The organism is Streptomyces sp. NPDC005574, assembly GCF_040605435.1.
Taxonomy (GTDB): domain Bacteria; phylum Actinomycetota; class Actinomycetes; order Streptomycetales; family Streptomycetaceae; genus Streptomyces.
Window position 1 is genome coordinate 1 of sequence record NZ_JBEXCW010000052.1, and the last position, 25,137, is coordinate 25,137.

22 protein-coding genes are annotated in these 25,137 nt (G+C 72.0%); 19 read left to right on the forward strand and 3 right to left on the reverse strand.

The features are described 5' to 3' along the window. Nucleotides 1–99 precede the first annotated feature (99 nt). On the reverse strand, nt 100–924 hold the full coding sequence (locus ABZT03_RS27680) for an NAD(P)-dependent oxidoreductase (RefSeq protein WP_356044015.1): 825 nt from the start codon (nt 922–924) through the stop codon (nt 100–102). 243 nt (nt 925–1,167) lie between these two features. Here ABZT03_RS27680 and ABZT03_RS27685 point away from each other — a divergent pair, with 243 nt between their 5' ends. The 18 genes from ABZT03_RS27685 (at nt 1,168) to ABZT03_RS27770 (ending at nt 21,617) form a co-directional block, all read left to right on the forward strand. Further along, nucleotides 1,168–2,109, forward strand: a complete 942-nt coding sequence (locus ABZT03_RS27685; RefSeq protein WP_356044018.1) for a 5-dehydro-4-deoxyglucarate dehydratase — start codon at nt 1,168–1,170, stop codon at nt 2,107–2,109. Beyond that, nucleotides 2,106–3,269, forward strand: a complete 1,164-nt coding sequence (locus ABZT03_RS27690) for a hypothetical protein (RefSeq protein WP_356044021.1) — start codon at nt 2,106–2,108, stop codon at nt 3,267–3,269. The genes ABZT03_RS27685 and ABZT03_RS27690 overlap by 4 nt, the downstream gene beginning before the upstream one ends. A 301-nt stretch (nt 3,270–3,570) precedes the next feature. Then, the gene (locus ABZT03_RS27695; protein WP_356044024.1) at nt 3,571–4,164 is read left to right on the forward strand and encodes a TIGR03086 family metal-binding protein; all 594 of its coding nucleotides are present in this window, start codon (nt 3,571–3,573) and stop codon (nt 4,162–4,164) included. 256 nt (nt 4,165–4,420) lie between these two features. Further along, nucleotides 4,421–5,077, forward strand: coding sequence for a GntR family transcriptional regulator (locus ABZT03_RS27700; RefSeq protein WP_356044027.1), 657 nt, complete (start codon nt 4,421–4,423; stop codon nt 5,075–5,077). Continuing rightward, nucleotides 5,074–5,985, forward strand: coding sequence for a dihydrodipicolinate synthase family protein (locus ABZT03_RS27705; RefSeq protein WP_356044030.1), 912 nt, complete (start codon nt 5,074–5,076; stop codon nt 5,983–5,985). The genes ABZT03_RS27700 and ABZT03_RS27705 overlap by 4 nt, the downstream gene beginning before the upstream one ends. Continuing rightward, on the forward strand, nt 5,982–7,721 hold the full coding sequence (gene araD, locus ABZT03_RS27710; RefSeq protein WP_356044033.1) for an L-arabinonate dehydratase: 1,740 nt from the start codon (nt 5,982–5,984) through the stop codon (nt 7,719–7,721). The genes ABZT03_RS27705 and araD overlap by 4 nt, the downstream gene beginning before the upstream one ends. Nucleotides 7,722–7,918: 197 nt before the next feature. Continuing rightward, on the forward strand, nt 7,919–8,854 hold the full coding sequence (locus ABZT03_RS27715; RefSeq protein WP_356044036.1) for a sugar ABC transporter permease: 936 nt from the start codon (nt 7,919–7,921) through the stop codon (nt 8,852–8,854). Then, nucleotides 8,851–9,750, forward strand: coding sequence for a carbohydrate ABC transporter permease (locus tag ABZT03_RS27720; RefSeq protein ID WP_356044038.1), 900 nt, complete (start codon nt 8,851–8,853; stop codon nt 9,748–9,750). Before ABZT03_RS27715 ends, ABZT03_RS27720 begins: the two co-directional genes overlap by 4 nt. Nucleotides 9,751–9,874: 124 nt before the next feature. Further along, complete coding sequence (locus tag ABZT03_RS27725; RefSeq protein WP_356044041.1) at nt 9,875–11,041, forward strand: Gfo/Idh/MocA family oxidoreductase; 1,167 nt, start codon at nt 9,875–9,877, stop codon at nt 11,039–11,041. Further along, complete coding sequence (locus tag ABZT03_RS27730; protein WP_356044043.1) at nt 11,041–11,886, forward strand: PmoA family protein; 846 nt, start codon at nt 11,041–11,043, stop codon at nt 11,884–11,886. Before ABZT03_RS27725 ends, ABZT03_RS27730 begins: the two co-directional genes overlap by 1 nt. Beyond that, nucleotides 11,883–13,403, forward strand: coding sequence for a family 43 glycosylhydrolase (locus ABZT03_RS27735; RefSeq protein ID WP_356044045.1), 1,521 nt, complete (start codon nt 11,883–11,885; stop codon nt 13,401–13,403). Before ABZT03_RS27730 ends, ABZT03_RS27735 begins: the two co-directional genes overlap by 4 nt. A 125-nt stretch (nt 13,404–13,528) precedes the next feature. Further along, on the forward strand, nt 13,529–14,875 hold the full coding sequence (locus ABZT03_RS27740; protein WP_356044048.1) for a sugar ABC transporter substrate-binding protein: 1,347 nt from the start codon (nt 13,529–13,531) through the stop codon (nt 14,873–14,875). Between the two features lie 157 nt (nt 14,876–15,032). After that, the gene (locus ABZT03_RS27745) at nt 15,033–15,827 is read left to right on the forward strand and encodes a rhamnogalacturonan acetylesterase (RefSeq protein WP_356044050.1); all 795 of its coding nucleotides are present in this window, start codon (nt 15,033–15,035) and stop codon (nt 15,825–15,827) included. Between the two features lie 45 nt (nt 15,828–15,872). Continuing rightward, nucleotides 15,873–17,195 carry a pectate lyase gene (locus ABZT03_RS27750; RefSeq protein ID WP_356044051.1) on the forward strand — a complete coding sequence of 441 codons (1,323 nt, stop codon included), beginning with the start codon at nt 15,873–15,875 and terminating at the stop codon, nt 17,193–17,195. Between the two features lie 83 nt (nt 17,196–17,278). Continuing rightward, nucleotides 17,279–18,406 (forward strand): pectinesterase family protein, encoded by a 1,128-nt coding sequence (locus tag ABZT03_RS27755; RefSeq protein ID WP_356044054.1) that lies wholly within the window; start codon nt 17,279–17,281, stop codon nt 18,404–18,406. Between the two features lies 1 nt (nt 18,407). After that, nucleotides 18,408–19,439, forward strand: coding sequence for a pectinesterase family protein (locus ABZT03_RS27760; RefSeq protein WP_356044057.1), 1,032 nt, complete (start codon nt 18,408–18,410; stop codon nt 19,437–19,439). 154 nt (nt 19,440–19,593) lie between these two features. Beyond that, nucleotides 19,594–20,706, forward strand: coding sequence for a chondroitinase-B domain-containing protein (locus tag ABZT03_RS27765; RefSeq protein ID WP_356044059.1), 1,113 nt, complete (start codon nt 19,594–19,596; stop codon nt 20,704–20,706). 113 nt (nt 20,707–20,819) lie between these two features. Next, nucleotides 20,820–21,617 (forward strand): HAD family acid phosphatase, encoded by a 798-nt coding sequence (locus ABZT03_RS27770; RefSeq protein ID WP_356044061.1) that lies wholly within the window; start codon nt 20,820–20,822, stop codon nt 21,615–21,617. Between the two features lie 334 nt (nt 21,618–21,951). Here ABZT03_RS27770 and ABZT03_RS27775 read toward each other — a convergent pair whose 3' ends face one another. Beyond that, on the reverse strand, nt 21,952–22,809 hold the full coding sequence (locus tag ABZT03_RS27775; RefSeq protein ID WP_356044063.1) for a hypothetical protein: 858 nt from the start codon (nt 22,807–22,809) through the stop codon (nt 21,952–21,954). Then, the gene (locus ABZT03_RS27780; protein ID WP_356044066.1) at nt 22,806–23,372 is read right to left on the reverse strand and encodes a SigE family RNA polymerase sigma factor; all 567 of its coding nucleotides are present in this window, start codon (nt 23,370–23,372) and stop codon (nt 22,806–22,808) included. Before ABZT03_RS27780 ends, ABZT03_RS27775 begins: the two co-directional genes overlap by 4 nt. Nucleotides 23,373–23,638: 266 nt before the next feature. Between ABZT03_RS27780 and ABZT03_RS27785 the strand changes: the two genes are divergently transcribed. Beyond that, the gene (locus ABZT03_RS27785) at nt 23,639–25,090 is read left to right on the forward strand and encodes an NCS2 family permease (protein ID WP_356044069.1); all 1,452 of its coding nucleotides are present in this window, start codon (nt 23,639–23,641) and stop codon (nt 25,088–25,090) included. Nucleotides 25,091–25,137 lie beyond the last annotated feature (47 nt).

Here is a 25,137-nt window from a genome sequence, read left to right on the forward strand (position 1 = left end):
CGGCATCGCCCTCGCGCTCACCGTGATCCTGATCGCCGGGATCCGGGAGCCGAGGCCCGTTCGGTGCCCGCCCGCCGCCGTGTCCGTGTGTTCCGGGTGTCAGTGGGGCCAGATCGGCGGGTCGTTGACGAAGTGGCCGCCCAGGTGGGCGTGGGCCACGTTGTCCGGGTCGAGCTCGCCCTGCTCGGCGACGAGTTTCGCGGCGTACGGCTCGGAGTCGTCCTGCGGTTCGTAGCCGAGCGCCCGCGCGCTGGTCAGGTCCCACCACAGCCGGGTGTTGGCGGAGGAGCCGTAGACGACGGTGTGGCCGACGTTCTCGGCGGTGAGGGCCGCGTGGAAGAGCCGGGCGCCGTCGGGCGGACTCATCCACAGCGACAGCATGCGCACGCTGGTCGGCTCGGGGAAGCAGGAGCCGATGCGGACGGAGACGGTCTCCAGGCCGTGCCTGTCCCAGTAGAGCTGTGCCAGGTCCTCGCCGAAGGACTTGGACAGGCCGTAGAAGGTGTCGGGGCGGCGCGGGGTGTCGACCGGGATCAGCGCGTCGGGGTCGAGCGGTGTGTCGCCCGGCGGGCGGGGGGTGTAGCCCACCACGTGGTTGGAGGAGGCGAAGACGATCCGTGCGACGCCCTCCTCGCGGGCGGCCTCGTACAGGTTGTACGTCCCCTCGATGTTCGCCCGGAGGATCTTCTCGAACGGGGCTTCCAGGGAGATGCCCGCGAGGTGGATGATCGCGTCGACGCCCCGGACGGCCTCGCGCACGGCGTCCTTGTCGGCGAGGTCCGCGGTGATCGCGTCCGGTTCGCCCTCGATCGGGCGCATGTCGAGCAGACGCAGGTCGTAGCCGAAGGCCGGCAGCAGGTTCTGCATGAGGGAGCCGAGCCCGCCGGCGGCGCCGGTGAGCAGAACGGTGCGGGGAGCGGGCATCCTCGGTTCTCCTTGGTTCGGCGGCCGCGCGTCGACGACTTCACTCGTGGACGTCATTCACATGCGTGGACAAGCTAAGGATGCTGCGTCCTGCCCGTCAAGTGCGTCGCCGACCTGGGAAATCTACTCTCCTGTTGGCCTTTTGGGCGCTTGACCCGCCCTGATGGGGCTCCTTAGGGTGGGTGCGTTCATAAATGTAGACGTTGATCAGAAGAACGTACGCGCCTGTCCTAGGGAGAGCCCGTGACGCAAGCCCTGCTCGCCGCTCGACTCAGCGCCCCCGGCGGGCCGCTGTTCTTTCCCGTCACCGCCTACGGCCCGGACGGCTCGGTCGACCTCGACGTCTACCGCGCGCATGTGCGCCGCGGCGTGGACGCCGGGGCCGCCGCCGTCTTCGCGTGCTGCGGCACCGGGGAGTTCCACGCCCTCGCGCCGGAGGAGTTCGAGGCGTGCGTGCGGGCGGCCGTCGAGGAGACCGCCGGGCGGGTGCCGGTCGTCGCGGGCACCGGCTACGGCACCGCGCTCGCCGTGCGGTACGCGCGCCTCGCCGAGGCGGCCGGCGCCGACGGGCTGCTCGCCATGCCGCCCTACCTGGTGGTCGCCGGGCAGGAGGGGCTGCTGCGGCACTACCGCGAGGTGGCCGCGGCGACCTCCCTGCCCGTCGTCGTCTACCAGCGCGACAACGCCGTGTTCACCCCGCGGACCGTCGTCGAACTGGCGCGCACCGAAGGGATCATCGGGTTCAAGGACGGCCTCGGCGACCTCGACCTCATGCAGCGGATCATCAGCGCCGTCCGCACCGAGGTCCCCGGCGACTTCCTCTACTTCAACGGGCTGCCGACCGCCGAACAGACCCAGCTCGCCTACCGCGCCCTCGGCATCACCCTCTACTCCTCCGCCGTGTTCTGCTTCGCCCCGGAGATCGCCCTCGCCTTCCGCGCCGCCCTGGACTCCGGCGACGACCCCACCGTGCACCGGCTCCTGGACGGCTTCTACCGGCCCTTCGTCGAACTGCGCGCCCAGGGCCGCGGGTACGCCGTCGCCCTGGTCAAGGCCGGTGTACGGCTCCGGGGCCTCGACGTGGGGGAGGTGCGGCCCCCGCTGCACGAGCCGAGCGAGGATCATGTGAAGCAGCTCGCGCAGATGATCGAACGCGGCTACGCGCTGATCGAGGAGGACAAGTGAAGGCGTCGGCGTTCGTCTACCCCTGGGACGTCAACGGGGACCCCGCGGCCCCCGAGCGCATCGCCGCGCTGGGCGTGGAACAGGTGACGCTCGCCGCCGCCTACCACTCCACGCGCGCGCTCACCCCCCGCCACCCGCGCCACCGCGTGGTCACCGCCGAGTACGCCGCCGTGCTCTATCCGCCCGGCGACCGCTGGGAGGGCCGCACCCCGCGCCCCCACCCGGCGGGCGACTGGGCCCCGGGGGACGCGTTCGGCGAGGCCGCCGACGCGCTCGCGGGCGCCGGTCTGGAGGTGCACACCTGGGTCGTCCTCGCGCACAACTCGCGCCTGGGCGCCGAGCATCCGGACACCTCGGTCGTCAACGCCTACGGCGACCGCTACCCCTGGGCGCCCTGCATCGCCCAGCCCGCCACCCGTGCCTACCTCGTCGACCTGGCCGCCGAGGCGGGGGTGCGGCCCGGGGCGCGCGGCACCGAACTGGAGTCCCTGGGCTGGTACGGGCTCCAGCACCTGCACGCCCACGACAAGACCGGCGGGGTGGGGCTCGGCGACGCCGGACAGTACCTGATGTCCCTGTGCTTCTGCCCGGTCTGCCGGGAGGGCTACGGCCGGCAGGATCTGGACGCCGACGCGCTGGCGGCCGCCGTGCGGGCCGCGCTGGCCCCGGTCTGGCAGGGCGCGAGCTCCGACGGCGGCTGGGCCGGCGTGGAGAAACTGCTCGGCGAGACCCTCGCGAACGCCACGCGTGCCTGGCGCGAGGAAGCCGCCCGCACCCTCCAGGAGGCGGCCGTCGCCGCCGTCCGGGAGGCCGCATCCGACGGCTTCCAGGTGCTGCTGCACGCCGACCCCGTGTGGTACCACGTCGGGGCGAACCCGGGTGTCGACCCCGCGCACATCCTGTCCGTCGCGGACGGCGTCGTCGTGCCCTGCGCGGGCGGCCCCGGCCCGCTGACCCCCTTCGCGGAGCAGCGCCGCGAAGGTGCTGTCCTCGCCGCCAACTTCACCGTGGTCTCGGGCATGGGCGGCAACCCGTACACCCTGGCCGCGGACGCCGCCCTCGCCCGCGACCACGGCGCGACCGAACTACGCCTGTACCACGCCGGGTTGGCATCGGACGGCGACCTGTCGGTGGTGAGGGAGGCGCTCAGCGAGCGGTGAGCCGGGCGAGGGCGGCACGGGAGCCGGCGAGCCCGCCCGCACCCGTCCGGCCCCGGGCCTGCCCGCACGCGTCCGGTCCCGGGCCTGCCCGCACGCGTCCGGTCCCGGGCCTGCCCGCACCCGTCCGATCCCGGGCCGGGCTCGCCCGATCCCGGGCCTGCCCGCACCCGTCCGGTCCCGGGCTCGCTCCTCCCCTCGCCGCCGCCGCCGTCGGCTGGTCCGCATTCCTCTCCTCCCGGCCGATGAGTTCCGCCGTTCCGGGCGGTCCACCTCTCGGGAAACGAATCGTGAGGAGCAGCGGATGACCGACACCATCTTCGATCTCGGGCCACAGGCGCGGATCGTGGCCCGGCTCGCGGAAGGCGTGCTCGACGAGCGGCTGGGAGGCGGGACGCCGTGTCCGGGCTGCGCGGTGCGCAACATGCTGGGACACCTGGCGGGCCTGTCCGTCGCCTTCCGTGACGCCGCCCGCAAGGAACTGGGCGCCACGACCGACACCGCGCCGAACGCCGCCGTGCCCGACATCGGACCGGGCTGGCGCGAGGAACTGCCCAAGGCGCTCGACGAACTCGCCGACGCGTGGCGCGACCCCGCCGCCTGGACCGGCATGACCCGGGCCGGGGGAGTGGACCTGCCCGGCTCGCTCGCCGCCGCCGTGGCCGCCGACGAACTGGTGATCCACGGCTGGGACCTGGCCCGGGCCACGAGCCAGTCCTACGAGCCCGACCCCGCCGCACTGCGGGCGGCCCACGCCTTCCTCCACGCGGGAGCCGAGGATCCGGCCGGCGGCCAGGGGGTCTTCGGGCCCGTGGTGGCCGTCCCGGCCGACGCCCCGCTGCTGGACCGGGCGGTCGGCCTGAGCGGGCGCGACCCGGGATGGCGGCAGAGGGCCTGACCTGGGGAGGACCTGGTCCGCACGCCGGAGCGTGAGGAAGAGGCGGGGAGCGTACGGACGCCGTACGCTCCCCGCCTCTTCCCTGTCCCGGCGGCACCTTCCGCGCCGGGCAACCTCAACTTCCTCTGCAGGAAGCATTGACGAAACACGGGGCCCCTCCTACGTTCGACCCCGTCGTACTTCGTACGTCATATATGAGACGCGATACGCGAGATCCCATACGTGAGATCCGATACGCGAGATCCGAGAGGCGCGCATGACCTCTGTGCCCACGCCGATCCCCTCCCGCACGCAGTTCGTGCTGGAAGGGATCAAACACCGCATCCTCACCGGACAGCTGACGCCCGGTCAGGCCCTGGTCGAGACCGAACTCGCCGCGCAGTTCGGGGTGTCCAAGACCCCGGTGCGGGAGGCGCTCAAGACCCTGGCCGGCACCGGGCTCGTCGTGATGAACCAGTACAAGGGCGTCACGGTGCGCATGGTGGACGCGGACATGGCGCGCGAGGTCTACGACGTACGGCTGCTCCTGGAACCCGAGGCGCTCAGGCGCGCCGTCCGGCGCGAGGCGTCCCTGGACGCGGCGCGCTCGGCGCTGACCCGGGCCGACGACGCCACCGACACCGCCGAACGCTCCCTGGCCAACCGGGAGTTCCACCGCGCCCTGTACCTGCCGTGCGGCAACCCGCTGCTCGGCCGGATGCTCGACGAGGTCCGGGACCAGGCGGCCCTGGTGTCCGCGGTCGCCTGGGCGGCCTCGCCGTCCTGGGAGCGGGAGGCCGGCGAGCACCGGGAGATCCTGCGGCTCGCCCTGGCCGGTGACGCGGACGGCGCGGCGAGCGCCCTGCACGCGCACATCGCGTCGTTCGTGCAGCGGGCGTTCCCGGGGGCCGGCGAAGAGGAGGGGCAGGAATGAGCGGCGTGACCTTCGAGACCCAGCGGACGGCCCTGGCCGACGTGGTGGCGATCCCGGTGACCCCGTTCGCCGAGGACGGCTCCGTCGACCAGGACGCCCACCGGGCCCTGCTGCGTCGTCTGCTCGACGGCGGGGTGCGGACCCTCACCCCCAACGGCAACACCGGCGAGTTCTACGCCCTCACCCCCCGGGAGCGGCGACTCGTCACCGAGCTGACGGTGGAGGAGGCCGGTGGCCGGGCCGCGATCCTCGTCGGGGTCGGCCACGACGTGCCCACCGCCGTCGCCTCCGCACGCCACGCCCGCGACCTCGGCGCCGGCATGGTCATGGTCCACCAGCCCGTCCACCCCTACGTCTCGCAGAGCGGCTGGGTCGACTACCACCGGGCGATCGCCGAGGCCGTGCCCGAGCTGGGCGTCGTCCCGTACATCCGCAACGCCCAGCTCACCGGCGTCCGCCTCGCCGAACTCGCGGACGCCTGCTCCAACGTCATCGGCGTGAAGTACGCCGTCCCGGACGCGTCCCGGTTCGCCGCCTTCGCCAGGGACGCCGGCCTGGACCGCTTCGTGTGGGTGGCCGGCCTCGCCGAGCCCTACGCCCCCTCCTACTTCTCCGCGGGCGCCACCGGCTTCACCTCGGGGCTGGTGAACGTCGCCCCGGCCGTGTCGCTGAACATGATCGAGGCGCTGCGGGCCGGGGACTACCCGGGCGCGATGAAGGTCTGGGAGCAGATCCGCCGCTTCGAGGAACTGCGCGCCGCCAACGGCTCCGCGAACAACGTCACCGTCGTCAAGGAGGCCCTGGCCTCCCTGGGGCTGTGCCGGCGTGAGGTCCGTCCGCCGAGCAGGCAGCTGCCTGAGGACGAGCGCGCCGAGGTCGCCGCCATCGCCTCCGGGTGGTCCGTATGAACCGGCCCGTCGCCGCCAGGCGCCCGGAGGAACTCCGCAGCCACCAGTGGTACGGCACCGAGGGGCTGCGCTCCTTCAGCCACCGGGCCCGCACCCGCCAGCTCGGCTACCTGCCGGAGGAGCACCTCGGCAAGCCCGTCATCGCGATCCTCAACACCTGGTCCGACATCAACCCCTGCCACGTGCACCTGCGCGACCGCGCGCAGGCCGTGAAGCGGGGCGTGTGGCAGGCCGGGGGCTTCCCGCTGGAGTTCCCGGTCTCCACGCTCAGCGAGACCTTCCAGAAGCCCACCCCGATGCTCTACCGCAACCTGCTCGCGATGGAGACCGAGGAACTGCTGCGGTCCTACCCGGTCGACGGGGCCGTCCTGATGGGCGGCTGCGACAAGTCGACGCCCGCGCTCCTGATGGGCGCGGCCAGCGTCGACCTGCCCACGGTGTTCGTGCCCGCCGGGCCGATGCTGCCGGGTCACTGGCGGGGCGAGGTCCTCGGCTCCGGCACCGACATGTGGAAGTACTGGGACGACAAGCGGGCCGGTCTCATCGGCGACTGCGAGATGACCGAGCTGGAGAGCGGCCTCGCCCGCTCGCCCGGGCACTGCATGACGATGGGGACGGCGTCCACGCTGACGGCCGCGGCCGAGGCGCTGGGCGTCACGGTCCCCGGGGCGTCGAGCATCCCGGCCGTCGACTCCGGGCACGACCGGATGGCCGCCGCTTCGGGCCTTCGCATCGTCGAACTCGTGCACAGGGGAAGGACGTTGAACGACATCCTCACCCGGGACGCCTTCGAGGACGCGGTGACGACGGTCCTCGGCCTCGGCGGCTCCACCAACGCCGTCATCCACCTGATCGCGATGGCCGGCCGGGCCGGCGTCCGACTCACCCTGGACGACTTCGACCGGGTGGCCCGTACGGTCCCGGTCCTCGCCAATGTACGCCCCGGCGGCCGGACGTACCTCATGGAGGACTTCCACTTCGCGGGTGGCCTGCCCGGCTTCCTGTCCCGGATCCCGGACCTGCTCCACCTGGACCGGCCGACGGTCTCCTGCGACACCCTGCGCGAGCAGCTCGCCGGCGCACAGGTCCACAACGACGACGTCATCCGGCACCGGGACAACCCGGTGGCGGACGAGGGCGGGGTCGCCGTCCTGCGCGGCAACCTGTGCCCGGACGGCGCGGTCATCAAGCACATCGCGGCCGAACCGCACCTGCTCGAGCACACCGGCCCGGCGGTCGTCTTCGACGACTACCGCACGATGCAGCGCACCATCAACGACCCGGACCTCGGCATCACCGCGGACAGCGTGCTGGTGCTGCGCAACGCCGGCCCCAAGGGCGGTCCGGGGATGCCCGAGTACGGGATGCTCCCCATCCCCGACCACCTGCTCAAGCAGGGGGTACGTGACATGGTGCGGATCTCCGACGCCCGCATGAGCGGCACGAGTTACGGCGCCTGCGTGCTGCACGTGGCACCCGAGTCGTACGTCGGCGGGCCTCTGGCCCTGGTGCGCACGGGCGACCCGATCACCCTCGACGTCGAGGCGCGGACCCTTCAACTCCACGTGGACGACGAGGAGCTGGAGCGCCGGAGGGCGGAGTGGACCCCGCCGCCCGTCCGGTACGAGCGCGGTTACGGCGCGCTCTACAACGAACAGATCACCCAGGCGAACACCGGCTGCGACTTCGAGTTCCTGGCCCGCCCGGGCAAGGTGCGGGACCCGTACGCGGGCTGAACCCCGGGCTCACCGAGCCCACTTGGACCACCGCACCGCCAGGACCACCGCACCGCAAGACCCACCGCACCGCGGGGATCACGCACCGCAGGACCCACCCCGCACAGGACCACCCGCACCGCCCGTCACGGACAAGAACGCCCCACGCACCAGCAGAAAGCGCTTCCCCGCACGACGTACCAGAACGGAGAACTGTCATGGCCCAAGCCGCAGCCGTGGCGAAACCGCCCGCGCCACCCCGGCGACGCCGTGCCTCCGCCACGCCGCGCAGGCTCCCGTACCTGCTGATCGCCCCGGCGGCCCTGCTGATGCTGGGCTTCATCGCCTACCCGGTCATCAGCGTCTTCTACTACAGCCTGCAGAACTACAACCCCACCAAGCCGTGGCGCAACGGCTTCGCGGGATTCGACAACTTCGTCCACGCCTTCACCGGCGACCCGCAGTTCTGGGGCACGCTGACGTTCAGCGCCAAGTGGGTGATCGTCGAGGTGGGCCTGCAGCTGCTGTTCGGTCTGGCGCTGGCCCTCATCGTCAACCAGACCTTCGTGGGCCGCTCCCTCGGCCGGGCGCTGGTCTTCTCCCCGTGGGCCGTCTCCGGTGTGCTGACCTCCGCGATCTGGGTGCTGCTCTACAACTCCCAGACCGGCGTGACCCGTTACCTCGCGGACATGGGCATCGGCCAGTACGGCACCAGCTGGCTGTCGGACACCTCGACGGTGTTCCCGGCGGCGATCGTCGCCGACCTGTGGCGCGGTGTCCCCTTCTTCGCGATCCTCATCCTGGCCGACCTCCAGTCCGTCTCGAAGGACCTGTACGAGGCCGCCGAGGTCGACGGGGCGAGCCGGATCAAGCAGTTCCGGCACATCACGCTGCCCCACCTGAAGGACGCCATCGTCCTGTCCACACTGCTGCGGGCGGTCTGGGAGTTCAACAACGTCGACCTGCTCTACACCCTCACCGGCGGCGGACCGGCCGGCGAGACGACCACACTCCCGCTCTACGTCGCCAACACCAGCGTCGACGCCCACAACTTCGGCTACGCGTCCGCCCTGACCACGGTCGCGTTCGTGATCCTGCTGTTCTGCTCGATGGTCTATCTGCGACTGAGCAAGTTCGGAGGCGACCAGAAATGATCACCACGGAGGCCACCGAGGTCGCGCCCGCTCGCGAGTACGTGCCCGCCGCGCCCGACCGGGGCCCGCGCCGCGGCCGCCGGGCCTGGGACCAGGCCCCCCGCTGGCAGATCTACCTGCCGCTGGGCATCTACCTCGTCTTCACCCTGATCCCCTTCTACTGGATCCTGCTCTTCGCGCTGCGCCCGGCCGGCTCGACCTCGCTGGTGCCCTGGCCGGTCACCTTCGACCACTTCGAGAAGGTGTGGACGGAGCGCGCCTTCGGCACCTACTTCCAGAACAGCGTCCTGGTGGGCGTGGCCACCCTGTTCCTGACCACGGTCGTCGCCCTGGCCGGCGGGTACGCGCTCGCCCGGTTCGACTTCAAGGTCAAGAAGGCCTTCATGCTGGCCCTGCTGTGCACCCAGTTCGTACCGGGCGCGCTGCTGCTGGTGCCGCTCTTCGAGATCTTCGCCAACCTCCAGATGATCAACTCGCTGGCCAGCGTGGTGATCGCCGAGACGGTCTTCCAGCTGCCCCTGTCGATCATCCTGATCAGCGGGTTCATCAGGAACGTGCCGCCCTCACTGGAGGAGGCCGCCTGGGTGGACGGCTGCAACCGCCTCGCCGGCTTCCGCATCGTCGTCCTGCCGCTGCTGCGGCCCGGTCTGATCGCGGTCGGCTCCTTCGCCTTCGTGCACGCCTGGAACCACTTCCTGTTCGCCCTGATGTTCCTCAGCGACCAGGGCAAGCAGACCATCCCGGTCGGCCTCAACACGCTGATGAGCGCGGACAGCGTCGACCTCGGCGCGCTGGCCGCGGGCGGCATCGTCGCGGCCGTGCCCGTGGTGCTGGTGTTCGCCTTCATCCAGAAGTGGCTGATCACCGGCTTCAGCGCGGGGGCGGTGAAGGGATGACCGGGGCCGTCCGCGCCGACCGCGTCCGCCCGCCCGGCGGCGCGCCTACCCTGCACGCAACGATCGACGGCGCCGAGGCGGCCGGCCGGAAGGCGGCGCGCGGCGCGGGCGCAGGGAGGCTCCCATGACGAACACCGCACTGCCCGTCGTCCTGGCCGGCGCCCGCGGCCACGGCCGCTGGCACCTGGACAACATCCGCCGGCTCCAGGACAAGGGGATCGTCGAACTCGCCGGTGTCTGCGAGCTCACCCCGCTCGCACCGGGCGAACTCCCCGACGGCCTCGGCACGCCCGAGCAGTCCGCGGACTTCGGCGGCCTGCTCGACTCCACCGGCGCCCGGATCGCGGTGATCTGCACCCCGATCCCCACGCACACCGATCTGGCGCTGACGGCGGCACGCCGGGGCGTCCACCTGCTCCTGGAGAAGCCGCCCGCGCCCTCCTACGCCGAGTTCCGCCGGATGGCCGACGGGGTCGCGGAGGCCGGGGTCGCCTGCCAGATCGGGTTCCAGTCGCTGGGCTCGCACGCCGTGCCCGCGATCCGCGGGCTGATCGCACAGGGCGCGATCGGTGAGCCGGTCGGGATCGGCGGCGCCGGGGCGTGGGCGCGTGCGGAGGAGTACTACCGGCGTGCGCCGTGGGCGGGGCGGCGCAGGATGAACGGGGCCGACGTGATCGACGGGGTGCTCACCAACCCGCTCGCGCACGCCGTCGCCACCGCTCTCGCCCTGGGCGGCGCCCCGCACGCCGAGGACGTCACCGGCGTCGAGACCGAGCTGCTGCGCGCCAACGACATCGAGTCCGACGACACCTCGTGCGTCCGCGTCACCACCGCCACGGGCCGGCGGATCACGGTCGCCGCGACCCTGTGCGCCGAGAACCCCGGCGAGCCGTACGTCGTCGTGCACGGCACCAGCGGCCGGATCACCTTCTGGTACAAGCAGGACCGGGTGCTGCTCCAGCGGGCCGACCACGGTCCCGAGGAGTCCGTGTACGGGCGCACCGACCTGCTGGAGAACCTCGTCGACCACCTCACCGACGGCGCCGGGCTGCTGGTCGCACCGGACGAGACCGGCGCGTTCATGAAGGTCGTCGAGGCGGTCCGGCGCTCGCCCGACCCGGCCCCGCTGCCGGCCACCGCCTGGCACCTGCTGCCCGGCGAGAACCGCCGCGTGGTGCCCGGCATCGACGGACTCGTCGCGGCCGCCGCCGACACCCTCGCGCTCTACTCGGAGCTCGGCGCCCCCTGGGCGGCGGGCACGGGACCCCTTCCCAAGGAGGTGAGCACCTGATGACCAGCACCGACTCGCCGGTCCTGCGTGTCGCGGGCCGCCCCGTCTGCCGTTACGTCACCCGGCCGGAGCTGCCGGCCCGGCTCTCCCCACGCCCGTACCTGCACCCGGTCACCACCCTGTCCGGTACGGCGGTCACCGAGCTCAGCCCGGCCGACCACACCCACCACCTCGGCGTCGGTGTCGCCGTTCCCGACGTCGAGGGGCACAACTTCTGGGGCGGGCGCACCTACGTCCGCGACCGGGGGCCGACCGAGCTGGACAACCACGGCGCCCAGCGCCACACCGCGTTCCAGCTGCGCGACCCGGACGGTTTCGTTCAGGAGCTGCGCTGGGTGGCCGCGGGCGGCGAGCTGCTGCGCGAGCGGCGGACGGTCGCGGCCGGTGAACTGACCGACAGCGCCTGGGCACTGGACTTCACCTTCTCCCTCACCAACGTCACGCCCAAGCCGCTGTCGATCGGCAGCCCGGCCACCAACGGCCGCCCCGGCGCCGCCTACGGCGGTTTCTTCTGGCGGGCCCGCAAGGAGGAGGGCGCCCCGCACGTCTTCACCGCGGACCGCGAGGGCGAGGCGGAGACCCACGGCGCCCGCGCCGGGTGGCTCGCCCTCGCGGGTGCCACCTGGACGCTGGTCTTCGCCGGGGCCACGGAGGCCACCCGGCGCGACCCGTGGTTCGTGCGCACCGCCGAGTACCCGGGCGTCGGCTCGTCGCTGGCGCACCGGGAGCGGCTGCCGGTCGCCCCCGGCGACACCGTCGTCCGGCGGATCGTCACCGTCGTCGCCGACGGCGCCCTGGACCGGGACGGCGCCGCGGCCCTGGCGCGCAAGGCGGTGAACCGGTGACCGCCGAACCCGCCGAGGAGACCTACCGCAACCCCGTCCTGAACGCCGACTGGTCCGACCCGGACGTCGTGTGCGTCGGCGACGACTTCTACCTGACCGCCTCCAGCTTCGGCCGGGCCCCCGGCCTGCCCCTGCTGCACTCCCGCGACCTGGTCAACTGGACGCTCGTCGGCCACGCCCTCGAACGCCTGGAGCCCGCGGCCGAGTTCGCCTCGCCGCGGCACGACCGCGGGGTGTGGGCACCGTCGTTGCGGCACCACGACGAGCGGTTCTGGATCTTCTGGGGCGACCCCGACCAGGGCATCTTCCAGATCAACGCCCCCGCGGTCAGGGGCCCGTGGACCCGTCCGCACCTCGTGAAGGAGGGCAAGGGCCTGATCGACCCGTGCCCCCTGTGGGACGAGGAGAGCGGCGAGGCCTACCTGGTGCACGCCTGGGCCAGGTCCCGCGCGGGCGTCAAGAACTGGCTGACCGGCCACCGTATGCACCCCGACGGAACCTCGCTGATGGACGAGGGCAAGGTGATCGTCGACGGCGACCGCATCCCCGGCTGGTTCACCCTCGAAGGGCCCAAACTCCACCGCCACGACGGCTGGTTCTGGATCCTGGCGCCCGCCGGGGGAGTGGAGACCGGCTGGCAGGGCGCCTTCCGTTCGCGCGGCTTCTTCGGGCCGTACGAGGAGAAGGTCGTCCTGGAACAGGGGGACACCGACGTCAACGGGCCGCACCAGGGCGGCTGGGTGCGCACCCCGTCCGGTGAGGACTGGTTCCTGCACTTCCAGCAGCGGGGTGCCTACGGCAGGGTCGTGCACCTCCAGCCGATGCGCTGGGACGGCGCGGACGGCTGGCCGGTGCTCGGCGACCACGGCACCCCCGTGGTCGTGCACCGGCGGCCCGCCCTGCCGCCGCAGCAGGCCGCCCGGCCCGCCACCGACGACGACTTCCCCGGCGGGCGGTTCGGCCGCCAGTGGCAGTGGACGGCCAACCCCCAGGCCGGCTGGGCCACCCAGCACTCCGGCGACGGGCTGCGGCTGGCCTGCGTCCGCTCGGCCGGCGCGCACGATCTGCGCACCGTGCCGAACGTGCTCACGCAGCGGCTGCCCGGCACGCCCGTGGCCGTGGAGGTCGACCTGCGGCTGCACAGCGAGGAGCCGGGCGCCCGCGCCGGACTCGCGGTGCTCGGCGACGCGTACGGCTGGATCGGGCTCCAGCGGGGCGCCGACGAGAGCGTGCACCTCGTGCACCGCTTCGCCGAGCCGGTCGCCGACCGGGAGCGGGACGCCGGCCCCCCGTGCCCCGCGCCCGAGGGACGCGCGCGGCTGCGCATCGAGATCGGCGCCGGCGCCCGCTGCCGCTTCTCCTACGACGTCGGGGCCGGCCCGCGCGCCTCCGGCCCCGTCTTCGCCGCCACCCCCTGGCGCTGGGTCGGAGCCCTGCTCGGCCTGTTCGCCCTCGCGCCGGCCGGCTCCGGGCACGCCGGCGCGGCCACGTTCGCGCACTTCCGCATCACCCCCTGACCCGCCCGACTCGCACGCCTGTGGGAGCCGCCATGACGCACCTCCGTAGCAAGCGCTTGCTGAATCCGTACGAAGCCCGCACCACGTCACGTCCGAGCCGGATCCAGAAGAAGAGAGCCGATCACATGAAGACCAGCATCCGCAGAAGCCGGCGCGCCGCCATCGCCGTCGCCCTCGGCGCCTCGCTCGCGTTCACCGCCACCGCCTGCGGCGACGACGGCAGCGGCACCGGCGGTGACAAGGGCGCCGAGGGCAGCGGCAAGGGCCAGATCGTCTTCTGGGACAACAACGGCGGCGTCCGCACCGACATCTGGAAGGAGGTCATCGCCGACTTCCAGAAGGCCAACCCGGACATCAAGGTCAAGTACGTCGGCATCGCCTCCACCGAGTACCAGTCGAAGGTCGACACCGCGATCCAGGGCGGCGGTCTGCCGGACGTCGGCGGTGTCGGCGCGGCCATGCTCGCGGGCTTCGCCGCCCAGCACGTGCTGGACCCGCTGGACGACCGCCTCGCCGGGTCGCCGCTCGACGGCAAGCTCAACGAGGACATGGTGAAGTCGCTGAAGGCGGCCGGCGGCGGCGACGGCACGCTCTACTCGATCCCGACCTCCGCCAACAACGGTGTGCTCTACTACCGCACCGACCTGTTCAAGCAGGCCGGCCTGGACGAGCCGACGACCTGGGACAGGTTCTACAAGGCCGCGGACAAGCTGACCGACGCGGGCAGGAACAGGTTCGGCTACACCATCCGCGGCGGCGCCGGCTCGATCGCCCAGGCGCTGGACGCGATGTACGGGCAGTCCGGCATCACCTCGTTCTGGGACGCGAGCGGGAAGAAGACCACCCTCAACGACCCGAAGAACGTGGCGGCGCTGGAGAAGTACGCCGCGCTCTACAAGAAGGACACCCCGTCCGCCGACCTCAACAACGACTTCACCAAGATGGTCGCCCAGTGGGACACCGGCACCATCGGCATGCTGAACCACAACCTGGGCTCCTACCAGGACCACGTGAAGGCGCTCGGCGCCGACAAGTTCCGGGGCATCCCGCAGCCGGTCGGCGCCACCGGCAAGCGGGTGCAGGTGTCCAACCCGGTCGACGGGCTCGGGCTGTTCAAGAACTCCCGGCACAAGGAAGCCGCCTGGAAGTTCATCGAGTTCGCCTCCTCGCACGCGGAGAGCTCGAAGTTCAACGAGTCGGCGGGCCAGGTCCCGGCGAACAACGACGCCGCCAAGGACGCCTGGATCTCCGCGGCCGAGCCGACCAAGCTGGCCGCCGCCGCGCTGACCGACGGTTCCACGACCATCGTGCAGCTGCCGTACTACCTGCCTGACTGGAACACCATCTCCAAGGCCGACAACGAGCCGAACTTCCAGAAGGTCCTGCTCGGCAAGATGAGCGCCAAGGACTTCCTGGACACGGTCGCCGGCCAGCTGAACGCGGCGCAGGCCGAGTGGAAGCAGCGCGGCTGACTCCGCAGGCCGGCGCCGTAGCGGCCGGTCCGGGGTGGTGAGGTCGTGCTCGATCCCCGGACCGGCCGTGGCCCGGCGCGCCCGCGCGGCGCGCCGGACATGGGCACCGCCTTGTCCCCGAAGATCCCACATCTCCCTGTTGAGAGGTGCACCTCCCGTGTCCCTTACCCGCAGACAGGTCACCGGCGCGGCCCTCGCCGCGCTGCCCCTCGCCGCCGCCGGCGTCACCACCGCGCAGGCCGCCGGGCGCCGCCGCACCCTCTACATCGCGGGCGACTCCACCGCCGCCCAGAAGTACGCCGACGCCGCACCCGAGACCGGATGGGGCATGGCACTGCCGTTCTTCCTGTCCCGGGACCGGCCCGTCGCCAACCACGCTGTGAACGGGCGCAGTTCGAAGAGCTTCGTCGACGAGGGGCGGCTCGCCGTCGTCCTGGACGCGATCCGGCCCGGTGACCTCCTGCTGATCCAGTTCGCCCACAACGACGAGAAGACCACCGACCCCCTTCGGTACACCGAGCCCTGGACGACGTACCAGGACTACCTGCGGCAGTACGTCGAGGGGGCGCGCGCCCGGGGCGCCCGGCCGGTGCTCGCCACGCCCGTCGAGCGGCGGCGGTTCGACGCGGACGGCAACGCCGTGCCGAGCCACGGCGACTACCCGGCGGCGATGCGCGCGCTCGCGGGGGAGGAGCGGGTGGCGCTGCTCGACATCCAGGCCCTGTCGCTCGCGCTGTGGCAGCGGCTGGGGGTCGAGGAGACGAAGAGGTACTTCAACTGGACGGCGACCGAGCAGGACAACACGCACTTCAACCCGCCGGGCGCGATCGCCGTGGCCCGGCTGGTCGTGCGGGAGCTGCTGCGTACGCGGGTGCTCGGGCCGCGTGAGGTGCGCCGGCTCGGCGAGGAGATCCCCGAGTCCTGGATCACCTGGCCGCCGGCCACCGCGTAGGCACCGCGCGACCACCACCCTCGAACCGGAAGAGAGAGCCGCACCATGAACACACATATATGGCATGGGCATGCCACAGCTGTCCGGATGGCCGCGTCGCTCGGCTGCGCCGCGCTCGTCCTGTCCGTGACCGGCACCTCCGCGCAGGCCCAGCCCCGCGACCCGGCCCGCCAGACCCTCCCCGCCAAGGACGGCTGGGCCGCGTACGGCACCGGCACCACGGGCGGCGCCGCCGCCGACGCGGCGCACGTGCACACCGTCACCACCTGGGCCCAGTTCAAGGCCGCGCTCGCCGCCGACGGCAGTGCACCGAAGATCATCAAGGTGAAGGGCACGATCGACGCGGTGTCCGAGGGCTGCGACTCCCTCGCCGCGCCCGGCTACGACTTCGACGCCTACCTCGCCAGGTACGCACCGCAGACGTGGGGCCTGGACACCGACCTGAGCGCCGAGCCCGACGACAGCCCCGAGGGCCTGCGCCGCGTCTCCGCCGCGAACCAGGAACAGACCATCAAGGCGAACATCCCCGCCAACACCACCATCGTCGGGATCGGGAAGAACGCCGGGTTCAAGGGCGCCAGCCTCCAGATCAAGGCCGTCGACAACGTCATCGTCCGCAACCTGACGTTCGAGAGCCCCGTGGACTGCTTCCCGCAGTGGGACCCCACCGACGGCACCAACGGCAACTGGAACTCCGAGTACGACACCGCCGTCGTCTACGGCTCCACCCACGTCTGGCTGGACCACAACACCTTCACCGACGGCAGCCACCCCGACAGCGCCGCACCGACCTACTTCGGCATGCTCTACCAGCAGCACGACGGCGAGCTCGACATCGTCCGCGGCGCCGACTACGTCACCGCCTCCTGGAACGCCTTCACCGAACACGACAAGACGATCCTCATCGGCAACAGCGACAGCGAGTCGACGGCGGCGGGCGACCGCGGCCACCTCAAGGTCACCTTCCACCACAACCTGTTCTCCGGGCTGGTGGAGCGCGCCCCGCGGGTGCGCTTCGGACAGGTCGACTCCTACAACAACCACTTCGTCGCCGACACCTCCTACTCCTACAGCTTCGGCATCGGCAAGGAGTCCCAACTGGTCGCCCAGCACAACGCGTTCACCCTGCCCGCCGGGGTCAGCGCGGCCAAGGTCCTGAAGCGCTGGAACGTGTCGCCGCTCACCGCGGACGACAACTACGTCAACGGCACCCCGACCGACCTGATCGCCGTCCACAACGCGGAGATCCCCGGCGAGATCCTCCAGTCCGGCGCGGGCTGGACGCCCACCCTGCGCACGAGGACCGACCCCGTGAAGTCGGTCCCCCGGATCGTCGACTGCGGCGCGGGCGCCGGACGCCTGGGCTGATCCCGTACGACGGCCGGGGCGGGCCGCACCGCCCCGGCCCCCTCCCCGCACAGCCGCACCGCACACCGCGAAGGAGCACCCGCATGCCCTCGCCCCACCCCCGACTCCCCCTGTCCAGAAGGGGATTGCTGCTCGCGGGCGCCGGCACGGCCGCCGCCCTCGGCCTCGCTGCCGGACAGGCCGCCGCCGGCCCCCGGCGCCCGTTCGGCCGCTACGGCTCACCGGCCGCCCGGCTCACCCCGCAGACCCTGTACGTCGACCCGCACGGGCGCGGTGACGTCACCTCCGTCCGGGAGGCCGTGGCCGCCGCGACCGGCGCCGGCCGGACCCTGGTCATCGCCCCGGGCACCTACCGGGACACGGTCGTCCTCGACACCACCCGTACCGGGGCGACCTGGATCGGCGCCTCCGAGGACCCCCGTGACGTCGTGCTCGTGTACGACAACGCGGCCGGCACCCCCAAGCCCGGCGGCGGCACCTACGGCACGACCGGGTCGGCCACCACGACCGTGCAGGCCGACGGCTTCACGGCCCGCTGGATCACCTTCGCCAACGACTGGCTGCGCGCCGACCACCCCGGGGTCACCGGCACCCAGGCCGTCGCCGTCAAGGTGCAGGGCGACCGCAGCGCCTTCCACTACTGCCGTTTCCTCGGCCACCAGGACACCCTGTACGCCGACTCCCCTGCCCTCGGCACGTTCGCCCGGCAGTACTACGCGCACTGCTACGCCGAGGGCGACGTCGACTTCGTCTTCGGCCGGGCCACGGCGGTCTACGAGCACTGCCACTTCCACACCCTCGACCGCACGGACCTGGCGGCCGCCCCCTACGGCTTCGTCTTCGCGCCCTCCACGGCGGGTGCCGACCCGCACGGGTACCTGGTCACGGACAGCCGGGTGAGCAGCGCCGCACCCGACGGGTTCTACAAACTGGCCCGCCCCTGGGTGCCCAGCTCCGACACCACCGCGCGTCCCTCGCTCACCGTCCGGGACTCCCACCTCGGCCCCGGCATCGACGCGGTCGCGCCGTACGCGAACATGTCGGACGCCTTCCCGTGGCAGAGCCAGCGCTTCGCCGAGTACCGCGACACCGGGCCGGGAGCGCGGATCACCGTTCCCGGCAACCGTCCCCAACTCACCCCGGAGCAGGCGAGGTCGGAGACCCGCGCGACCTACCTGGGCGACTGGGCGCCGTGGAAGCAGGGGTGCTGAGATGCGCCGGCGCACCCTGCTGGCAGGCATCGCCGGCGGCCTGGCCGCCGGGGCGGCGACCCCCGCCCACGCCTCCGGCCACCGCGTCCTGCACGTCCGGCCCGGCGACTCGCTCCAGGCGGCCGTGGACGCCGTCGACGGACCCGGCCGGACGATCGTCGTGCACCCGGGGACCTACCGGCAGGTCGTCGACATCCCGGCCACGGCGGGCGAGTTGACCCTGCGCGGGGCCACCCGCGACCCGCGGGACACGGTCATCGTGTACGACAACGCCAACGGCACCCCGAGGCCCGACGGCAGCGGCACGTACGGCACGGCGGGCTCCGCCACCCTCACCTCCGCCGCCCCCGGCCTCACCGTCCGCGACCTCACCCTCGCCAACGACTGGCTGCGCGCCGACCACCCCGGGATCACCGGCACGCAGGCGGTGGCGGCGTACACCTACGGCGACCGCACCCACTTCGACAACGTGCGACTGCTCGCCCACCAGGACACCCTGTTCACCGAGACGACGGCACTGGACGTCTTCGGCCGCCAGTACTTCCACCGCTGCTACATCGAGGGCGACGTCGACTTCGTCTTCGGCCGGGCGACCGCCGTCTTCGAGGCGTGCCACTTCCACACGCTCGCCCGGGACGTGGACTTCACCCCCAAGGGCATGGTCTTCGCCCCCTCCACGGCTCGCGCCAACCCCCACGGCCTGCTCGCGGTCCGCGGCCGGATCACCTCCGGCGCGGAGGACGGGGCGTACCGGATCGCCCGGCCCTGGGTGCCGTCGTACGAGACGACCGCCTGGCCCTCCCTGGTCGTGCGGGACACCTGGATCGGCTCCGGCATCGACGCCGTCGCCCCCTACACGAACATGCGGGACGCCTACCCCTGGCAGAGCATGCGCTTTCGCGAGTACGCCGACTTCGGCCCGGGCGCGGTGACATCGGTGCCGGAGAACCGGCCGCAGCTGACCGCCGAGGAGGCCGCCCGGCACACCCGGCGTACCTATCTGCGGGACTGGAGGCCGTATGAGCGGCCATGACCAGGCAAGGCGGCGGGCGTTCGCCGTCGGAGCCGGGGCGGCGCGGCTGCCGCGGACCGGTACCTCACCGGACGCTTCGCCGGCGGCGAACCGACCCGCCCCCTTCCCGCCCCCTTCCCTCTCCCTCCCCGAACGGCGAAAGGACCCGCGCCCCATGTCTCGTCGTACCGCTCTGATCCTCACCTCGGCTCTCGCCCTCGGCGCCGGCCTCGCCGTGCTCCCCACCCAGGCGCAGGCCGCGACCGTCGTCGTCAGCACCACCACCGACCTGTCCAACGCCCTGAAGAACGCCACCGCCGGCACCGTCATCCAGGTCCGCGGCGGCACCTACCGCCCCACGGCCACGCTCCAGTCCACGGCCAACGGGACCTCCTCCGCGCCGGTCACCCTCACCGCGTACGGCTCGGAGAGCGTGAAGATCGACGGCTCCTCGCTGCCCGCCGGCGACTGGATCCTCAAGCTGACCGCCGACTACTGGAACGTCTCCGACCTCACCTTCCAGAACTCCCCGGACAGCGCGGTCGTCTGCCAGTCCTGCACCGGCACCAACTGGAACAACGTGAAGACCATCAACGGCGGCGACTCCGGCTTCACCCTCACCGGGGACGGAACGGTGAACAACACCGTCCGGAACCTGGACAGTTACGGCAACTACGACGCCGCCAACCACGGTGAGAACGCCGACGGTGTCGCCGTGAAGTTCGGCTCCGGCACCGGCAACCTCATCACCGGCGCCCGCCTCTACAACAACGCGGACGACGGGATCGACTTCTGGTCCTTCTCCTCGCCCGTCACCGTCGAGCACACCTGGTCCTTCGGCAACGGCGTCAACCGCTGGTCCGACTCCGCCTTCGCCGGTGACGGCAACGGCTACAAGCTGGGCGGCGACGGCGAGGTGGTCGCCCACGTCGTCAACAACTCCGCCGCCTGGGGCAACGCCGGCAACGGCTTCACCGAGAACTCCAACACCGGCGCCCTGGTCGTCAACCGCACCACCGCCTACGCCAACAGCAAGTGGGGCTACTACTTCGCCACCAGCTCCGCCAGGCTCGGCAAGAACCTCGCCGTGAGCAACGGCGGCGGCTCGGTCAGCAAGGGTTCCAAGGTCGTCTCGTCCGGCAACACCTGGGACTCCGGCGTCGCCACACCGGCCTTCCGCTCGACGGACGCCACCGGCACGTACAACGCGCGGGGCACCGACGGCTCGCTGCCGGCGACGACCTTCCTGACGACGGGCAGCACCACCGTCGGAGCCACCATGAATTGACCCCGGCCGCCCTCCGCGTCCCCGGCCGCTTGACCCGATTTTTGCCCGCGCGGGGGTATCGATCGGGCAACGGGTCTCGCGCCCGGCAGGGTGACGCGCGTAGAACACCTGTCATGTATAAGCCACTGCGTATCGCGGCGATCGCCGCAGCGTGTGCCGTCGCCGGTGCCGCCCTGTACGGCACCGGTGCCGCCACGGCCGGCCAGTCCACGGCCAACTCCACCCACGAGCCGTACAACATCGGGCTCCTGGTGAAGGACATCGACACCTACTACGGCACCACCGCCGACGCCGCCGGCGTGTACCAGGCGTCGCCCGACAGCCCGTACGCCAAGGACCTCGCGCGCCTGGACCGGGCCGCCCGCGCGTACATCGACAAGGCTGCCCGCAAGGCCCACCACCGGGGCGAGAAGCCCGCGGTCGTCTTCGACATCGACGACACGCTGCTGCTCAGCCTCGACTACGAGAAGCGCTACAACTACACGTACAACGGCACCACATGGGCCGACTACGTCAACAAGGCCGACCGCCCCGCCGTCTTCGGCAGCCCCGAACTCGTGCGGTACGCCGAGTCCGAGGGCGTCGAGGTCTTCTACAACTCGGGCCTGAGCGAGGCGCAGCGGTCCGCCGCCGTCGAGAACCTGAAGAAGGTCGGCGCCGACGTGAACCTCGACGCCGACCACGTCTTCCTCAAGGACAAGGCCAACCCCCCGTCCTACCTGAGCGCCTGCGCCACCCCCGGCACCTGGACCTGCACGACCGTGCAGTACAAGGCCGGCACCCGCAAGCACATCGAGACGGACCTCGGGTACGAGATCGTCGCCAACTTCGGTGACCAGTACTCCGACCTTGACGGCGGCTACGCCGACCGCACGTACAAGCTGCCGAACCCGACGTACTTCGTCAGCTGAACCGGCGCCCGGCGGGGTCCCTCCCGTAAGCGTCAGCGCGTGAACGCCCCCGCCGGTCGTCACCGGCGGGGGCGTCCCGGTCGCCGGCCGAGGGGGGCTCTGACCGGCGCGCTGCCGGCCGAGGGGGGCTCGGGCCGGCAGGTCTGTGGCGTCGTACGACATCGTCCGTCGTCGTGCGGTGGTTGGTGCGGTGGTTCGCGCACTGGTAGAGACGTCGAATGCGAACGTGTGGTTGTTTCTGATCTTCGTTGTGCGTCTGCTCGTGGGCGGCGGGACCCCCGCACTCCCTGGTCGCCGCCGGCGCGCGGAAGGTTGCCGCGCCTTCAGGACTTCCTCACCCGTCGTCCCCGCCGTCCCCGTCGCCCGGGTGTGCCGCGAAGTCGCCCGAGACGGCGCGGTGTCCGCCGGCCGCCGTGGCCGTGACCGCGTAGCCGTCGTCCTTCGCGTCCCGGCCACCGCGGTCGTGGTCGTACTGGCCGGCGAACACCCACTCGCCCTTCGGGACCGTGCGGCCCTGCCTGAGCTCCCAGGTGTAGACGAGGAAGCCGTCCCGTTCGCCCACCGTCAGCGTGAAGTCGTCCTCCGGCAGCGAGCGCCAGGCGCCCGTGGAGTCGACCCCGCCGCTCTGCGCGACGCTCAGCCGGACGGTGAGCGCCGTCAGCGGCACGGAGGTCCTGATCGTGACGTCGCTCTGCGCCCAGAAGTCGTTGCTGTGCGGGTCCACCGAACCGTCCGACTGCAGCGGGCCGTCCTCCTCGCCGCCGCCGGACGGCACCACGGGGGCCGACGGGCCGGCGGAGGGCGTCCGCGCGGGGGAGGAGTCGACGGCCTTGGGCGAGGCCGGGCCGCTCGGTGTCGGCCGAACGGACGGGCGGGGCGGCCGGCTCGTCGCGTCCGGCGAGGGGGCGGGCGTCGCCGTGACCGTGACCGTCCGCTGCGGCTCGGCGTCCTCCTTCACCGCGGAGGCGACCGCGTAACCGCCGACGGCGAGCATCCCCGCGACCGCCGCCGTGGCGCTCACCACCCGCGCCCAGCCCCACACCCGCGGGCGGGTGGCCCGGTGACCGGGGCGGCCCTGCCCGCTCATGCCGCGTTCGACGCGGGCCAGAATGACGGCCCGGTCGGGCTCGTGGGCCTCGGCCGCCTCGCGCAGCCGGGCGCGCAGTCCGCCCGGCACGTCCTGCTGCCTCATCGGGTCCTCCCTCCGCTCTCGCCGGTGCGTCCCATCGCCGCGTGCACCCGCTGCGGCGCCCCCTGCCTCCCGAGCAGCCGCTGGAGTTCGGCCATCCCCTTCGACGTCTGGCTCTTCACCGTACCGACCGAGACACCCAGCGCGAGGGCGGTGTCCTTCTCCGAGAGGTCGAAGGCGTGCCGCAGCACGACACAGGCCCGCTTGCGGAACGGCAGCCGGCGCAGGGCGTCCTGGACGTCCACCACACCCGCCACGTCGGGGTCGTCGGTCCGCTCGTCGCGCTGGGACCAGAACAGGGCGACGCGCCGCCGCTCGCGCACCGCGCTGCGGATGCGGCTGCGCGCCAGGTTGGCCACGACGCCTCGCGCGTACGCCACCGGGTGGTCGGCCGCGCGCACCCGGTCCCAGCGGTGCCACAGGGCCAGCAGGGCGTCCGCCGCCAGGTCGTCGGCGGCGTCCGCCTCACCCGTCAGCATGTGGGCCAGCCGGGACAGTTCGGCGTAGTGGCGTTCGAAGAAGGCGTGGAACTCCGCGGAGGCGTCGTCGTCGACGACCGTGTCCACGGGCGGCCTCCCTTCGCAGCGGCGGATGCGTTCCGCGGGGCGGACGCCTGTGCGTGTCATGTGAATGACATGTGATCGTCCGAGGTGGCCGACCCGGGATGCGGAAGCGTAGCAGTGGCCGACCGGTCCCTTTCGTACAGGGTGTCGAACAACGTGTGGCGGTGCGAACCCGATTCCGTAACACGGAGAAAACCTGAGACCGGTTCGGCAAGGGAACAATCCAGCCAGCATCCGCACCGATCATTCAGGACCCTAGGAGTACCGCCATGTCCAGAACGCAGCAGGTGGCAGACCGGTCAAGTGCCGTGCCACCGGCGGGCAACAGCGTCGACCGGTTCTTCCGGATATCCGAGCGGGGGTCCACCTTCGGCCGTGAGATACGCGGCGGCCTGGCCACCTTCTTCACGATGGCCTACATCCTCGTGCTCAACCCCATCATCCTCGGCAGCGCCAAGGACAAGTTCGGCCACCAGCTCGACACCGTCCAACTCACCACCGCCACCGCCCTGGTGGCCGCGGTCATGACGATCATCATGGGTGTCGGCGGCAACCTGCCCCTCGCGCTCGCCGCCGGCCTCGGACTGAACGCCGTGGTCGCCTTCCAGATCGCCCCGCTGATGAGCTGGGACGACGCGATGGGATTGATCGTCCTGGAGGGCCTGCTGATCTGCGTCCTGGTGGTCACCGGGCTGCGCGAGGCCGTCATGCACGCCATCCCGCAGGCCCTCAAGCAGGCCATCAGCGTCGGCATCGGCCTGTTCATCGCCTTCATCGGCTTCGTCGACGCCGGATTCGTCAGCCGCATCCCCGACATCGCCCACACCACCGTCCCGGTCCAGCTCGGCGGCACCGGCACCCTCACCGGGTGGCCCGTCCTGGTGTTCTGCCTCGGCGTGCTGCTGACGATCGGACTGCTCGCCCGCAAGGTCAAGGGCGCGATCCTGATCAGCATCGTGACCATGACGGTCCTCGCGATCGTCATCGACTCGATCGCCGACATCAAGTCCTGGGGCCTGACCACCCCGAAGCTCCCCGACGACGTCGTGGCCTCGCCCGACTTCGGGCTCCTCGGCCACTTCAGCCTCTTCGGCGCCTTCGGCGAGACCAGCGTCATCACGGTCGTCCTGCTGGTCTTCACGCTGATCCTGTCGGACTTCTTCGACACCATGGGCACGGTCGTCGGCATCAGTGCCGAGGCCGGCCTGCTGGACGAGGCGGGCCGGGTGCCGAACCTCGGCCGGGTCCTGCTCATCGACGGCGCCGCCGCGGTCGCCGGCGGCGCGGCCTCGTCCTCCTCGGCCACCTCCTACATCGAGTCGGCGGCCGGTGTCGGCGAGGGCGCCCGCACCGGCTTCTCCAACCTGGTCACCGGCGGCCTGTTCGGCCTGGCCCTGTTCCTGACCCCGCTGCTGACCATCGTGCCGCTCCAGGCGGCGGCCCCGGCCCTGGTCGCCGTCGGCTTCCTGATGATGACCCAGGTCAAGAACATCGACTGGGACAGGTACGAGATCGCCATCCCGGCGTTCCTGACCATCGCCGTGATGCCGTTCACCTACTCCATCACCAACGGCATCGGGGCCGGCTTCCTCGCCTACGTGGTGATCAAGACGGTCCTCGGCAAGGCAAGGGAGATCCACTGGCTGCTGTGGGGGGCCTCCGTGCTGTTCCTGGTGTACTTCGCCATCGACCCGATCGAGCAGATCCTCGGCGCGAAGTAGCCACCCGGGCGGCCCTGTTCACCGTGCGGCCGGACGCGGAGAGCCCG

Bases quoted from the DNA above. Each gene is read 5' to 3' on its own strand.
- ABZT03_RS27700 (WP_356044027.1), top strand. From the start codon at position 4,421: ATGACCTCTGTGCCCACGCCGATCCCCTCCCGCACGCAGTTCGTGCTG.
- ABZT03_RS27770 (WP_356044061.1), top strand. From the start codon at position 20,820: ATGTATAAGCCACTGCGTATCGCGGCGATCGCCGCAGCGTGTGCCGTC.
- ABZT03_RS27695 (WP_356044024.1), top strand. From the start codon at position 3,571: ATGACCGACACCATCTTCGATCTCGGGCCACAGGCGCGGATCGTGGCC.
- ABZT03_RS27750 (WP_356044051.1), top strand. From the start codon at position 15,873: ATGAACACACATATATGGCATGGGCATGCCACAGCTGTCCGGATGGCC.
- ABZT03_RS27740 (WP_356044048.1), top strand. From the start codon at position 13,529: ATGAAGACCAGCATCCGCAGAAGCCGGCGCGCCGCCATCGCCGTCGCC.
- ABZT03_RS27765 (WP_356044059.1), top strand. From the start codon at position 19,594: ATGTCTCGTCGTACCGCTCTGATCCTCACCTCGGCTCTCGCCCTCGGC.
- ABZT03_RS27705 (WP_356044030.1), top strand. From the start codon at position 5,074: ATGAGCGGCGTGACCTTCGAGACCCAGCGGACGGCCCTGGCCGACGTG.
- ABZT03_RS27755 (WP_356044054.1), top strand. From the start codon at position 17,279: ATGCCCTCGCCCCACCCCCGACTCCCCCTGTCCAGAAGGGGATTGCTG.
- ABZT03_RS27725 (WP_356044041.1), top strand. From the start codon at position 9,875: ATGACGAACACCGCACTGCCCGTCGTCCTGGCCGGCGCCCGCGGCCAC.
- ABZT03_RS27730 (WP_356044043.1), top strand. From the start codon at position 11,041: ATGACCAGCACCGACTCGCCGGTCCTGCGTGTCGCGGGCCGCCCCGTC.
- ABZT03_RS27760 (WP_356044057.1), top strand. From the start codon at position 18,408: ATGCGCCGGCGCACCCTGCTGGCAGGCATCGCCGGCGGCCTGGCCGCC.
- ABZT03_RS27785 (WP_356044069.1), top strand. From the start codon at position 23,639: ATGTCCAGAACGCAGCAGGTGGCAGACCGGTCAAGTGCCGTGCCACCG.
- ABZT03_RS27775 (WP_356044063.1), bottom strand. From the start codon at position 22,809: ATGAGGCAGCAGGACGTGCCGGGCGGACTGCGCGCCCGGCTGCGCGAG.
- ABZT03_RS27715 (WP_356044036.1), top strand. From the start codon at position 7,919: ATGGCCCAAGCCGCAGCCGTGGCGAAACCGCCCGCGCCACCCCGGCGA.
- ABZT03_RS27720 (WP_356044038.1), top strand. From the start codon at position 8,851: ATGATCACCACGGAGGCCACCGAGGTCGCGCCCGCTCGCGAGTACGTG.
- ABZT03_RS27680 (WP_356044015.1), bottom strand. From the start codon at position 924: ATGCCCGCTCCCCGCACCGTTCTGCTCACCGGCGCCGCCGGCGGGCTC.
- araD (WP_356044033.1), top strand. From the start codon at position 5,982: ATGAACCGGCCCGTCGCCGCCAGGCGCCCGGAGGAACTCCGCAGCCAC.